The sequence below is a fragment of the Pararhodonellum marinum genome, assembly GCF_015354735.1.
In the GTDB taxonomy this organism is placed as follows: Bacteria; Bacteroidota; Bacteroidia; order Cytophagales; family Cyclobacteriaceae; genus Pararhodonellum; species Pararhodonellum marinum.
Genome location: NZ_JACEFJ010000003.1, coordinates 230,850 through 244,366, shown reverse-complemented (window position 1 = coordinate 244,366; position 13,517 = coordinate 230,850). Strand labels below are relative to the sequence as shown.

12 protein-coding genes are annotated in these 13,517 nt (G+C 43.9%); 10 read left to right on the top strand and 2 right to left on the bottom strand.

What is annotated here, in order from left to right:
• Nucleotides 1-2: 2 nt before the first annotated feature.
• Both trkA and H1A14_RS08150 read right to left on the bottom strand, forming a co-directional pair.
• The gene (gene trkA / locus H1A14_RS08155; protein ID WP_194775744.1) at nucleotides 3-1,349 is read right to left on the bottom strand and encodes a Trk system potassium transporter TrkA; all 1,347 of its coding nucleotides are present in this window, start codon (nucleotides 1,347-1,349) and stop codon (nucleotides 3-5) included.
• 140 nt (nucleotides 1,350-1,489) lie between these two features.
• Nucleotides 1,490-2,170, bottom strand: a complete 681-nt coding sequence (locus H1A14_RS08150) for a tetratricopeptide repeat protein (RefSeq protein ID WP_194775743.1) — start codon at nucleotides 2,168-2,170, stop codon at nucleotides 1,490-1,492.
• 145 nt (nucleotides 2,171-2,315) lie between these two features.
• Here H1A14_RS08150 and H1A14_RS08145 point away from each other — a divergent pair, with 145 nt between their 5' ends.
• The 10 genes from H1A14_RS08145 (at nucleotide 2,316) to H1A14_RS08100 (ending at nucleotide 13,516) form a co-directional block, all read left to right on the top strand.
• The gene (locus tag H1A14_RS08145; RefSeq protein ID WP_194775742.1) at nucleotides 2,316-2,987 is read left to right on the top strand and encodes a DUF2490 domain-containing protein; all 672 of its coding nucleotides are present in this window, start codon (nucleotides 2,316-2,318) and stop codon (nucleotides 2,985-2,987) included.
• An 83-nt stretch (nucleotides 2,988-3,070) separates the two neighbouring features.
• The gene (locus tag H1A14_RS08140) at nucleotides 3,071-4,288 is read left to right on the top strand and encodes an Nramp family divalent metal transporter (RefSeq protein WP_194775741.1); all 1,218 of its coding nucleotides are present in this window, start codon (nucleotides 3,071-3,073) and stop codon (nucleotides 4,286-4,288) included.
• Nucleotides 4,289-4,319: 31 nt separating this feature from the next.
• On the top strand, nucleotides 4,320-5,042 hold the full coding sequence (pxpA, locus tag H1A14_RS08135; protein WP_194775740.1) for a 5-oxoprolinase subunit PxpA: 723 nt from the start codon (nucleotides 4,320-4,322) through the stop codon (nucleotides 5,040-5,042).
• Complete coding sequence (gene pxpB, locus H1A14_RS08130; protein WP_194775739.1) at nucleotides 5,039-5,743, top strand: 5-oxoprolinase subunit PxpB; 705 nt, start codon at nucleotides 5,039-5,041, stop codon at nucleotides 5,741-5,743. The genes pxpA and pxpB overlap by 4 nt, the downstream gene beginning before the upstream one ends.
• A complete protein-coding gene (locus H1A14_RS08125) occupies nucleotides 5,744-6,619 on the top strand; it encodes a 5-oxoprolinase subunit C family protein (RefSeq protein WP_194775738.1) in 876 nt (291 codons plus the stop codon).
• A 190-nt stretch (nucleotides 6,620-6,809) separates the two neighbouring features.
• Nucleotides 6,810-8,714: a rhodanese-like domain-containing protein gene (locus H1A14_RS08120; protein WP_194775737.1), complete on the top strand. Its 1,905-nt coding sequence runs from the start codon at nucleotides 6,810-6,812 to the stop codon at nucleotides 8,712-8,714.
• A 24-nt stretch (nucleotides 8,715-8,738) separates the two neighbouring features.
• A complete protein-coding gene (locus H1A14_RS08115) occupies nucleotides 8,739-9,599 on the top strand; it encodes an alpha/beta hydrolase (protein WP_194775736.1) in 861 nt (286 codons plus the stop codon).
• A gap of 205 nt (nucleotides 9,600-9,804) precedes the next feature.
• Complete coding sequence (locus H1A14_RS08110) at nucleotides 9,805-11,448, top strand: TldD/PmbA family protein (RefSeq protein ID WP_194775735.1); 1,644 nt, start codon at nucleotides 9,805-9,807, stop codon at nucleotides 11,446-11,448.
• 18 nt (nucleotides 11,449-11,466) lie between these two features.
• Nucleotides 11,467-12,783, top strand: a complete 1,317-nt coding sequence (locus H1A14_RS08105) for a TldD/PmbA family protein (RefSeq protein WP_194775734.1) — start codon at nucleotides 11,467-11,469, stop codon at nucleotides 12,781-12,783.
• A gap of 115 nt (nucleotides 12,784-12,898) precedes the next feature.
• Nucleotides 12,899-13,516, top strand: coding sequence for a DUF4159 domain-containing protein (locus tag H1A14_RS08100; protein WP_194775733.1), 618 nt, complete (start codon nucleotides 12,899-12,901; stop codon nucleotides 13,514-13,516).
• Nucleotide 13,517 lies beyond the last annotated feature (1 nt).

The window sequence follows — 13,517 nt, the reverse complement described above, 5'->3', positions numbered from 1 at the left end:
GATCAATGAAAAAGTTTTTCCAAAGCATTTTTAGCTGAAGGCAGTGCAAAAACCAATGCTTTATCATGAATTTGTAGCTTAAAATCTCCATCTGGAATATACACATCTTCTCCCCTTACTACTCCTGCCACAATGGCCGTTTCAGGAAAGTGAAGATCCTTCAGGGCATGTTTGGTAAGTCGGTTATTTTTGGAAATCTCATATTGTATAAATTCCGCATCTACTCCATAAATTCCAGAAACGGCCTCTACTTTACCCTTTTTCAAAAACCGGGTGATCTGATTGGCCGCCACCAGTTTTTTATTGATCAGGGAGTCCACCCCTATGCTATGGGAAATATGGATATATTCTCTGGTATCTACATGGGCGATGGTTTTGTACACCCCATGGTTTTTGGCACTCAGACTAGTGATAATATTGGTCTCGGAACTTTCCGTGAGGGCCAAAAACGCATCCATTTCTTCCAAACCTTCTTCAATCAATAGATCGATATTTTTATAATCCCCATTGATGACCAAGGTGTTTTTTAGTTGCTCCGCAAGCCATTTACACCTCTCTTTATTGTTGTGAACCAAGGTCACCCGATAATCCTCATCCAATTTAATGGCTGTTGTGTATGCCATATCATCACCTCCGATGATCATTATATTTTTGATGATGACTTCTTTTTGTCCTATCAGATCAATGATGGAATCTACTGCCTGTTTATTCGAAATAAAGTAGACATGGTCATTGTTTCTAATGATGGTATTGCCTCGGGGAATCAGTGTCATCTGATCTCTGACAATGGCTATGATCCGAATCTCTTTGAAAATGGGGCTTTTACTGGCGTCGGAAATTTTCTTGTTGACCAAGGAGGAATACTGATCCAATGTAATGCCCACCACATTCAATTTACCTTCTTCAAATTCGAAAATATCAGAAAAAGTAGAATTTTTGATCATCCGGTGGATTTCTCCACTGCAAAGCATGGTAGGTGAAATAATGGTATCTATTCCCAGGTTTTCAAAATAGGTTTTGTTTTCAGGTTCCAGATAATCATGGTTTCTCACCCTTGCCACCACCCTTTTCGCACCAAGTTGTTTGGCAAAAATAGCGGTAAGGATATTGGTTTTTTCAGAGGTGGTCACTGCCATAACCATGCTGGCTTCCTTGACATTGGCATTTTTCAACACCTCAATGGAAGAGGAATCCCCCACTATGGTCATGATGTCAAGATGGGAGGCCACATTGTCCAGAACTTCCTTGTTGGTATCGATCAGGATGATGTCTCTGTTCTCGTAACTCAATTGCTCAGCAAGATGGTATCCCATATCTCCCGCACCAGCAATCACTATATTCATGGCCATAAGCAGTAATCAATTGGTTTGAAAACCAGATGTAAAATTAAAAACAATATTTGGAACATAGTAAATATCCTTTTTTTTCCTGTTGGTTTCTCTCAGCCTTTTCATATCCTTTAGAATTTTCCTAATCTCGACATTTAATCTTATCGGCAGTGCGTTTCGAGGTATTTTTTATTTTGGGGATTTCCCAATTCCAAACCCCTGCTCCAATCAAAACAGGCTTTTTCCTTTTCCTGCACTTTCAAATGACAGTACCCCCGATTGGTATAGATGTCGGCATTGTTGGGACTTAAATCCAGCGAATAATCATAATCTGTTATGGCTTTCCTATACTGTTGGGTTTTCAGAAAACAATTGGCCCTGTTGAAATAATAAGCATAGACAATCGGATAGTCTTCTCCATTGATTTTACTGTAACGGATGGCCTCACCATATTCACGGATGGCATTTTCAAAGTCCATCTCATTCTGATAAATATTTCCCAGGTAATAACAAAGCTCATCGTTCTGCCGGAAAAGGGCCTTCGCACGTTCCAGATAATTGATCAGATAGGACTTATCCCCAGCCAAGGACCTTCCGGCATTGTATATACCCACAAAGGCCGGGTAAAAAGTAGAGTCCGCCTCAATGGCAGCTTCCAACTTTAAGACAGCGAGGTTGTTTTTTTCCTCTTCCAATAACTGTAAGGCTTCCTGGGTAAGCAAGATGGCTTTGTTGCGCATCTCTGCATCTACCTCTATATAATCTTGTTGGCTTTGCGCCAAGACCTCAGGTGTAACAAAAAACCCGATCAAAAAAAGTACATAGGAATAATGGCACTTCATCACTTTTTTTATTTCTTAACGAAAAGTAAGGAGCTATTAAGGCATAAACAATCAATTTACGAAAAAATAAATTTTAACCATTTCCGGAAATTCAGCATCTATTGCGATGGAATTACCGTAAGATTGGTATAATAAACCCATTTCCATGAACCGAATTTTCCTTCTTGTTTTGCTGCTTTCGGGAACTTACCTTCCTCTCCTTGCCCAAAGTGTGCCGGAAAGCAATTTAGGCATTTGGTACATGTTTTTTAACAAGACAGAAATCAATGACCGGTGGAGTGTCCATGCTGAAATACAGGACCGTTATCTTGATTTAAATGCCAGTCACGAGCAATTGCTGCTCAGAACCGGAATCAACCACCACTTCAACGAGAATTTCGTGGTCACAGCAGGGTATGGTTATATTGAAACCTATCCCAATGAAAAGACCATAGAGCATACTTTTAAAGAAAACAGAATCTGGCAACAAGCCCTTTATTTACAAAAAATCGGTAGGTTTTCACTGGAGCATCGGGGCAGGTTAGAGCAAAGGTTTGTGGAAGACATCTATAAAAACAGGGTCAGGTACCGCTTAATGGCTGCTTTTCCCATCAATAAGGAAACCATTCAAGCCCAGACTTTTTTTATCACCGCCTATGACGAGCTGTTCATTCAGCCTCAAGGGTTCTTGTATGACCGCAACCGTTTTTATACAGCTTTGGGTTACCAATTCAATAGGGGGGTGAACCTACAGGCTGGTTGGATGTCCCAAGATGTGGCAGGAGAAAGTCATGGGTACCTTCAGGTAGGCTTGTTTGCAAACATTTTGCGACCCTAAGTCAATTCTTTTTCATTATTTCCTACTTTAGTCACTTTCAATTAGTTCCATAGGAGCAGTCTCCGAAGGAATCCATTGGCATTATGGGTAAAAACTGGAGAAATAACATAGGACCTGGTCCTCTGGTGGCAGCAGCTTTTATTGGACCTGGTACGGTGACGGTCTGCACAGTCGCTGGAGTCAATTTTGGATTTGATCTGCTTTGGGCTTTGGGTTTATCCATTTTGGCCACCATTGTATTACAGGAAATGGCAGCAAGAATTGGTTTGGTGACCCAGAAAGGTCTTGCAGAAGCCATTAAATCCCAGATCCACCCTCCTGTACTCAAACTTTCGGCGCTTGTTTTGGTGCTGTTGGCCATTGTTTTGGGTAATGCCGCCTATGAAGCCGGCAACATCAGCGGTGGGGCCCTGGGCTTGGAGGTTTTTCTTTCCTCCCCGGAATTTTCCATTGGGCAATTTAAAATAAAACCGCTCAATGTCCTGATCGGGCTTTTGGCCTTTGTTCTGCTCATGACTGGGTCAATCAAATCCATTGAAAAATTCATGCTGGCTTTGGTGATTTTAATGAGTCTGGCCTTTCTGAGTACGGCTATTTTGACCCGTCCGCACCTAGGCTTGCTGTTCAAAGGCTTGGTTCCAAAAATTGACACAAGCAATATTCTGACCATCGTCGCACTGATTGGAACGACTGTGGTTCCCTACAATCTTTTTCTTCATGCTTCTTTGGTAGGTCAAAAATGGGCTAAAACCTCTGACTTGAAATATGTGCGGAAAGATACCTTGGTATCGGTCATCTTAGGTGGTTTGATTTCCATGGCCATAGTCATCACCGCCGCGGTTGGATCAGCGGAAGAAGTTAACTCTGCAATAGACTTGGCCAAAGGGCTTGAACTGACCCTGGGGGGCTTCGCACCCTACTTTCTGGGAATCGGTTTGTTTGCAGCCGGCATCACTTCAGCCATTACAGCCCCCTTGGCAGGAGCCTTGGTGGTGTCAGGTTGTTTCGGATTGGACACAGCGATCAAGTCCAAAGCCATGCGTTGGGCGATGGGAACTATCTTGGGTTTGGGCCTGATGTTTTCTTCATTGGGCATTAAACCTGTGCAACTCATTACATTTGCCCAATTGGCCAATGGAATACTACTCCCTTTGATCAGCACGTTTTTATTATGGACTGTAAACCAAAAGGGACTCCTGGGTCACTTTAAAAACAGCTGGAAATTGAATATATTAGGGCTAATCATCTGGTTGTTCACATTGTTGCTAGGTCTGAAAAGCATCCTGCAAATAATCAATTGATGGTGATGGTTTTTAAACAAAAGAAAAGCAAATGATGGAATTGAATGCAGATTTAGGTGAAGGAATGGGAACAGATGAAGCCATCATGCCTTATATCCAAAGTTGCAACATCGCTTGTGGTGGGCACACTGGAAACGATCAGACCATGCAAGGAACCATCCGACTTGCCCTGCAACATAAGGTAAAAATAGGGGCACATCCCTCCTATCCTGACCGGGTCAACTTTGGAAGGATTTCCATAAAAATGGACAAAGAATGTTTAAAGGCAAACATTTTGGATCAAATTCAATCTCTGGATACTTTGATCAAGGAAAATGGAGGTACCCTAAATCACATCAAACCGCACGGTGCCTTATACAATGATGCCGCCAAAAACCCAGAGGTAGCCGAACTTATGGTGGAACTGGTCCGACAATATTATTCAGGTGTAGCCCTTTTTGTGCCCTTTAAGAGTGTCATTGAGGATAAAGCCCGAACTGCTGGGATTGACTACCGCATTGAAGGATTTGCTGATAGAAATTACTTTGCAGATGGCTCGTTAATTCCCCGCCAACATCCGAAGGCTGTTTTGACATCAATAACGGAAGTACTTGCCCACGTTGGGCGAATGGCTGAAGATCATGTGATCCAATGTCTTGATGGAACCCTGATACCTGTCCAAATCCAAACCCTCTGTGTACATGGGGACAATCCCAAGGCAGTCCAATTGGCAAAAGCCATTTCCTCTCACTTACAACTTATCCGTTCCGCATGAAATTTGCCCTACAATTTCACCAAACCAGTCCTCAACAACTGGAAATTTGTTGGCCCGACAAAATTTCACCGGAAATTCTCCAGGAAATGCTACTTGCCAAAGAAGTGATCACAGAAAATTATGGACATGAACTTAGGGACCTTAGGATGGGCTATCATCAGATGGGATGTGTGTTCAAGGATAAATTTGATTACGTTCAGATCATTGATACCTTACTTCAGGTCATCACTTTACCCAAGCCAAAATGGATCTATCAAAGCTGGACCCTTCCTGTTCTTTACGAAGGTAAAGATTTGGAATCCATGGCCCACATACTTCAACTTTCACCGAATGAAATTGTGGATCATCATTGCCAAAACAACTACCTATTGTATTTCTATGGCTTTTTACCGGGATTCATGTACTTGGGGGGACTCCCTGAAATCCTACATTTACCCAGAAAAAAACATCCAGACCCACTGATTCCAAAAGGTTCGGTAGCCATAGGCGGAAAACAAACTGGGGTTTATCCCTTGGACAGTCCAGGAGGATGGCATATAATTGGCAAATGTCCGGTGAGTTTATTTCGACCGGAACATGCCCCCCCTGTCTTTGCCCAGCCCGGAGATCGGATTGCGTTTTATCCAATCCAAAAAAAGGATTATCAGCTTATCCAAAAAGATGTCACAAAGGGTAATTTCTCACCCACTTTAGTAATCTAAATGAAAGGTTGCCAAATCAACAAAATCGGACCGATAAATTCCATTCAGGACCTGGGGAGAAAGGGTTTCGTGGAGTATGGTGTCCCTGAATCCGGCCCTATGGACTTATTTGCTCATCAAAGCGCCAATCACCTGTTGAAAAACAAGCCAACAGCCAGTTCATTGGAGTTGACGCTATGTGGTGCAAACCTTGAATTTGACAAAACCACGCATATGGTCTTGACCGGTGCACCCACGGAGTTATTTATCAATGATTCCCAGAAAGAGATTTATAAAGTTCATCAGATACAAGCGGGAGATAGGGTAAAAATCAATGCACCCCAAACTGGGCAGTACCTTTATTTGGGAATCAAGGGCGGATTTCTCACCGAAAGCATTTTAGGTAGCCGTTCCTTTTTTAAAGGAATTACCTCAAATTTTTTTTTGAGCAAAGGGATGGTCTTGCCTTATCGGGCTTACAACAAGCCACTGCAAAGTAAACATGCCCATATATCATCACATCCAAGTTATTTGAATCAAAACACCCTAAAGGTTTACCCGGGCCCTGAATCCAAAGGGATTGATCCCGAAGTTTGGGATGATTTGATGTCCATGGAATTTTCAGTGGGTAAACAACAAAACAGAATGGGCATCCAATTGAATGAAACCCTGAATATTTCCTTACCTGAAATCCTTTCTGCCCCATGTTACCCAGGAACAGTTCAATTGACCCCTTCTGGCAAACTGATCGTTTTGATGAGGGATGCCCAAGTTACTGGAGGCTATCCCAGGCTTTTTCAACTCACTTCTAAAGCCATCAGCATTTTGTGTCAAAAAAGAACAGATGAAAAAATCCGTTTCAAAGAAGTGAGCGGGCAGGCTACCATTCCTATTTGAAATATGGGCAGCATATTTAATATTCATGGAAGGAATCTTAATTTTGAGTTATACCAATAAAATTGTATTTTTAATAGCCCATTTTTGGGTTCATCGTTCAACCTGGTTAGGTTTGAAAGTCCATGTGGAGATTGAAAAATTCAAACATATATCCAATTAAAGAGCGCGTTTTTCCCTTATCAACGCCAATATGAATCAAAACACCATTCGTATTACCAACCTATTTTTTATATTTCTGGTATGTCAATTCATTTCCTGTACCGTTTACTCTCCTATTGGTGGTCCAGGTACTGTGGCCCCACCTGGCACAGATCCGGGTTGGAACAACCCTAGCCATCAAATCATTGATTTTATCGGTGTCAATGAGGCTTATAGAATGCTCAATCATGGCGCCTATTATTGGCTGGATTTGAGATCACCCAACCAATACCTGTATGAAGGAACCATTCCAAATGCCATGACGGGATTTGAATACCAGTCTCTGAGGGAGCTGGAAGGAAAACTCTACCGATTGAATGTCAACAGGAATTATGTGATATACAACGAGGATGGCTATAGTATGGCTTCTGTATTGAGTGTATTCAGAAACCTAGGCTTTTCAAATGTCTTGGCCATTTCAGGTGGCTTCAGGGCTTGGCAAAGCAGGAACTACCCTATTGAAATCAATTATGACTTTGAGAGGACAGTCATTACCACTGAACAAGCCTATCGTTTGGGATTGAATGACAACTTTGTTTGGCTGGATTTAAGACCTCCTACAGAAGTGCAATCCCGAGGATATATACCGATGGCTCGGACAGGTTTCCATTTCAATAATCAGTTGGAACTGATGAATAAGATCGATCGGCTACCCAGGAATCAGCGCTACATCTTTTATAACAGCACAGGACAAACGCTCAGTGGTATTCTTCAGATTTTTGACAACATGGGTTTTAGGTCAGTGTACGGGATACAAGGCGGCTTCAATGCCTGGGTTAACCGAGGCTATCCCATTACTGGGGGAATTGTGGTTCCTGAAAGGGAATACATTTCTGTAGAAGAAGCTTACCGGATTGCTTACAACAACCGCAATTATGTCTGGCTTGATTTGAGAACTGACGCACAGATTAGCCAATCGGGTAAAATACCCCGGGCAGAAACAGGATATGCTTACAGCAACATCAGGGATTTGGAGGCCAAAATCAGCCGATTGGACAAAAACAGGACCTACATTATTTACAATGCAGATGGCCGTAACCTGGACAATGTATTGGCCTCATTTGAAAAACTGAAGTTTACCAATGTAAGTGGACTTCAGGGAGGGTTTAACCGTTGGAAAGAGAGAGACTATCCCATCAGCAGAGATACACCTGGTTCGGTTCAGGGAATGGTTAGTCCAGAAATCGCCTTCAGACAGAACTTCAACAGCAACCATGTTTGGCTGGACCTCAGAACACCCGCAGAACTGAAGCGTAGTGGAATCATCAAAGATGCCCGTACCGGATACCACTACAACACCAACCGGGAGCTGTCCACAAAAATTGCTAAATTGGACAAAAACGCCAGGTATGTCATTTACAATTCCAGTGGAGCCAAACTGGAAGATGCGCTTGTTGTTTTTAAAAATGCTGGATTTAGAGATGTCAAAGGTCTTGAAGGAGGCTTTGTAGCTTGGAAAAACAAAAATTATCCCACTACAGGTACCAGTGAAGCCGCCACTTCCGATGTGGTCAGCGTAGATGTGGCACGAAACCAGGCCTATGGCAAGGGAACTGTTTTTCTGGATCTTAGGGCTGTGGATATACATTCCCAGACCGGTACCATAACCAATGCCAAAACCGGATACCATTACAGCACTATCCGCGATTTGACCACAAAAATCGGGAGACTGAATAAAAGCAGCGCCTATATCATATACAATGCGGATGGAAAAGGGATAGAAGAGGCCGTAAAAGCCTTCAAAAGTGCCGGCATTATGAATGTAAGGGGTTTGGCAGGTGGTTTTGCGGCATGGAAAGCAAAAAACTACCCCATCACCGCTCCTCCAAACCAAAACCTAAGACCAAATCCGGAAACACAAAGGCCCAATCCAAGAAACACCCGAGGCAATCAATAAACAGTTATCTACAAACCCATTAATATGAGAAATAACCATTTTCTAATACCTCTTATCCTACTATTTGGCTTTCCCTTTGCGCTGATGGGCCAAAACAGTCAGGTGCATGACAACCAAACACTGCAAAGCAAACACCTGAAAAGTGAACGCAAATATGCGGTTTACCTCCCTCCTGGATATGAAGATTCCAATCGAAGCTACCCAGTGCTTTATCTGTTGCATGGCGCCGGAGATGATCAGACCGGATGGGTGCAGTTCGGAGAAGTGCAACACATTGCGGATAAAGCCATCCTAGAGGGAAAGTCCACCCCCATGATCATCATTATGCCAGATGCAAGGACGGGAAGAATGGGCTATTTTAATCATCCTCAAGGCGATTGGAATTATGAGGATTTTTTCTTCGAGGAACTGATTCCCCATGTCGAACAAAAATACCGGACCAGGCCCACCAAAGAATTCAGGTCTGTAGCGGGGCTCTCTATGGGAGGGGGTGGTTCCTTTATGTATGCCTTGAAATACCCTGACATGTTTTCCTCATCCTGTCCCCTAAGTGCTTACATAGGACCCTCTTCTGTGGATGAAATTAGACGGATTGTGGACATAGAAAATATACCACAGGCCAGTCTTGAAAAGTACGTTCAGGAATACAATGCGCTTACACTCATAGAAAATATGCCCGATGAGCAAAAGGATGCCGTTCGCTGGTACATTGACTGCGGAGATGATGACTTTTTGTATGAAGGCAACAGCTTGATTCACATTGCCATGAAGAAGAAAGAAATCCCACATGAGTTCCGCATTCGGGATGGAGGCCACACTTGGTCCTATTGGAGAACTGCTCTTCCTGATGTTTTGGCATTTGTTTCAAAGGGCTTCCATCGCTAATCAGACCTCTTTGATTTGATTTCAGCCGTTTTAGCCTTCGTAGTTTAGGCTATAACGGTTTTTTTTTGACCACCCAAACCTATAATCAATCCCTTAATCAAAAAGGGTCTAGGACTCGTTTTTTCTTACTTGGATTATTAAGGCCATACTCCTAACTTGAACCCTGATATAAACCCATATTGTCAATTTCTAAACAACTATAACTTTGAAAAGAAGAGATTTTATCAACCTTACCGGACTCGGTATGGGTGCCATGATGATTCCTGGCATACCACTGATGGGCCACCCGGTTTCAGAAGCCGCCTTGCTGGAAGAAAGATTGGAGAATGCCGCCAAAAAGCAGTTGGCTGACATTGCGCTAAATGCCGCCAAGAGCAAAGGGGCCACCTACACCGATGTTAGAATCGGTAGGTATTTGCAACAATACCTTTTTACCAGAGAAAAAAATGTCCAAAACATCACCAACAACGAGTCTTTCGGAGTGGGCATACGGGTCATCGCAGATGGAACCTGGGGCTTTTCGGCAACCCATGATGTGACTCCCGAGGGTATCGCCAAATGCGCTGAAACCGCTGTGGCCATTGCAAAAGCCAATGCAAAATTACAGAAAGAACCCGTTGTATTAGCTCCTGTAAAAGGTTTTGGAGAAGTCAGCTGGCAGACCCCTATCAAGAAAAACAGTTTTGAAATCCCCGTCAAAGAGAAAACTGACCTCCTATTGGCTGCCAATAATGTGGCTATGGAAAATGGGGCGAAATTTATCAATTCAGCCTTGTTTCTGGTCAATGAACAGAAATATTTTGCCTCCTCTGATGGTTCTTACATAGATCAGGACATCCACAGGATATGGCCTACTTTCACTGCCTCTGCGGTAGATCAGGCAGTAGGTGTATTCAAAACGAGAGATGCGCTGAGTTCCCCCATGGGTATGGGCTATGAATACATGGACGGGCTTGCTTCAGAAAAAATCGAAGGGCCCAATGGCCTGATCGGTTACCGCAATTCTTATGACATCATGGAAGATGCCAAACTAGCCGCCCTTCAGGTCAATGAAAAGCTGGCAGCCAAGTCTGTCGAAGCCGGAAAATATGACCTGGTTTTAGATCCCAATCATTTGGGTTTGACCATCCATGAATCTGTGGGTCATCCATTGGAATTGGACCGGGTATTGGGTTATGAAGCCAATTATGCAGGAACCAGTTTTGCAACCCTCGACAAGTGGGAATCCGGAAATTTCCAGTATGGCAGCGATTTGGTCAACATCGTAGCAGACAAAACCCAGCCAAATACCCTGGGTGCAGTGGCTTATGACGACGAAGGGGTGAAGTGTAAAGAGTGGGACTTGATCAAAGACGGCATCCTTGTCAATTACCAGGCCATCCGGGATCAGGCCAAAATCATCAACGAGGAGGAATCCCACGGTTGTTGCTATGCAGACAACTGGAGTTCTGTCCAATTCCAAAGAATGCCCAACGTTTCCCTGAAGCCTGGCAAAGACAAGCTTAGCGTCCTTGACATGATCAAGGATGTGGAAAAAGGCATTTATATCGTAGGTCGGGGTTCATTTTCCATCGATCAACAACGCTACAACTTTCAGTTTGGCGGGCAGCTGTTTTATGAGATCAAAAACGGAGAAATCGTAGGCATGCTCAATGATGTGGCCTACCAGTCCAATACCCAGGAATTCTGGAATTCCTGCGTACAGATCTGCGACAAAGACGATTACCGTACTTTCGGATCCTTTTTTGACGGAAAAGGGCAACCTTCACAGATCAGTGCGGTTTCCCACGGCAGCTCCACCACCCGATTCAATGGGGTCAATGTGATCAACACAGGAAGAAGGATTTAACTCAAACACCAAATTCACATGGCAGTTTTAACAAAAGAAGAAGCAAAACAAATCATAGATAAAGTCCTGTCCTATTCAGAGGCAGACGAAATGAGTGTCAATATATATGGCGGTAAAACAGGCAACATCCGCTATGCCCGAAACACGGTAAACACCAGCGGAGAAAGCGATGAACTCGGCCTTTCCATCACCAGTGTTTTTGGTAAGAAAAGCGGAAATACCTCCATCAATGAATTGGATGACGATTCGCTTAGGAAGGCAGTAAAAAGATCAGAAGAGATTGCAAGACTTGCCCCTGAAAATCCTGAATACATGCCCATGTTGGGACCACAGGAATACGAAGAGGCCAAGACTTTTAGCGAGGCCACTGATGCGATTGATCCTGATTTTAGGGCTCAGGTAGCAGCTGACAGCATCTTGCCTGCTTCAGATAAAAATCTGACCACGGCCGGGTATCTGGAAGACTTTTCCGGATTTTCTGCCATGGGCAACAGCAAAGGAATGTTTGGCTATTACAAAAGCACCTCAGTGGATTTTTCGATCACCGTCCGCACGGCCGATGGAACAGGTTCTGGCTATGCCATCAAGGACTTCAATGACGTCTCACTGCTCAACAGCCGGCAGACCACCGAAGTGGCCATGCAAAAAGCAGCCGCTTCTGTCAATGCACAGGCCATCGAACCTGGCAAATATACGGTAATACTGGAGCCCACCGCTGCCAGCAACCTCATCGGTTTACTGGCCAGAAGTATGGATGCACGAAGTGCCGATGAAGGAAGAAGTTTTCTAAGCAAAAAAGGAGGTGGCAACCGGGTGGGAGAAAAGCTATTTGACGAACGGGTAAATATCTATTCAGACCCGGCACATGTCGACATTCCAGCCAGTCCTTGGGGTGCTGATGGCCTTCCCCGCCAAAAAACCTCGTGGATAGAAAACGGGGTGGTCAAAAACATGGTGTATTCCAGATTCTGGGCAGAACAGCAAGGGAAAGAGCCCTTGCCAGGTCCTTCAGGGATCATCATGGAAGGAGGCACTCAGTCCTTGGCAGAAATGATCCGAAATACGGACCGGGGAGTATTGGTGACCAGATTTTGGTATATCCGAGCAGTAGATCCCCAAACCCTCCTCTACACAGGGCTTACCCGGGATGGTACTTTCTACATAGAAAACGGTCAAATCAAATTTCCTGTAAAAAACTTCCGCTTCAATGAGAGCCCGGTGATCATGCTCAACAACATCGAGGCCATGGGTAAACCTGAACGCACCGGAGGCAATATGATCCCTCCGATGAAAATCAGGGATTTCACCTTCACCAGTTTATCCGACGCGGTTTAATGACCAGGATTTTAAAGTCACAGGGAGGCCATAGCATTTGGAAACCCTGTGACTTTAAAATTTTTGGAAAAACTTGTACACGCATTCAGCGTACAGTGACATGTACAGACCAACTATGTCAAATTTCTTTTTCACCAGGTTAAAATACAGCTCAGGCAATTGGGATACCGATCAGCGGATGCCTTCCAACTTGCTCAATTCTCTGGTAGAATACACTACCATACCCATTGAGGAAAAAGAAAAGGTTGTCGAACTGAGCAGTCCCGAGATTTTTAAAAGCCCGTTTTGCTACCTCAGCGGGCATCGACTCGTGGAATTTACCAGTCAGGAAAGAAACCATTTCAAACAATACGTGCTGAATGGAGGGTTTGTATTTGTGGATGACTGCAACCATGACATTGATGGCTTGTTTGCCCAGTCTTTTGAGGCTGAAATGGGTCGGACTTTTGGTGCAGAAGCCCTTCAGAAAATCCCAAATGACCACAGGATCTACAACTGTTTCTTCCAGTTTCCCGACGGCCCTCCCACCAGTTCTTTCGAACTGAACGGCTGGGGAGATGACCTGGTGCATGATTATCTGAAAGCCATCACTGTAAAGGGAAGAATCGGGGTGCTCTACAGCAACAAGGATTATGGCTGTGAGTGGGATTATGATTTTAGAAACAAACGGTTTTTGGCTCAGGACAATACCCGTTTTGGAGTCAACATAGTTATTTATGCTTTAACGATTTGAG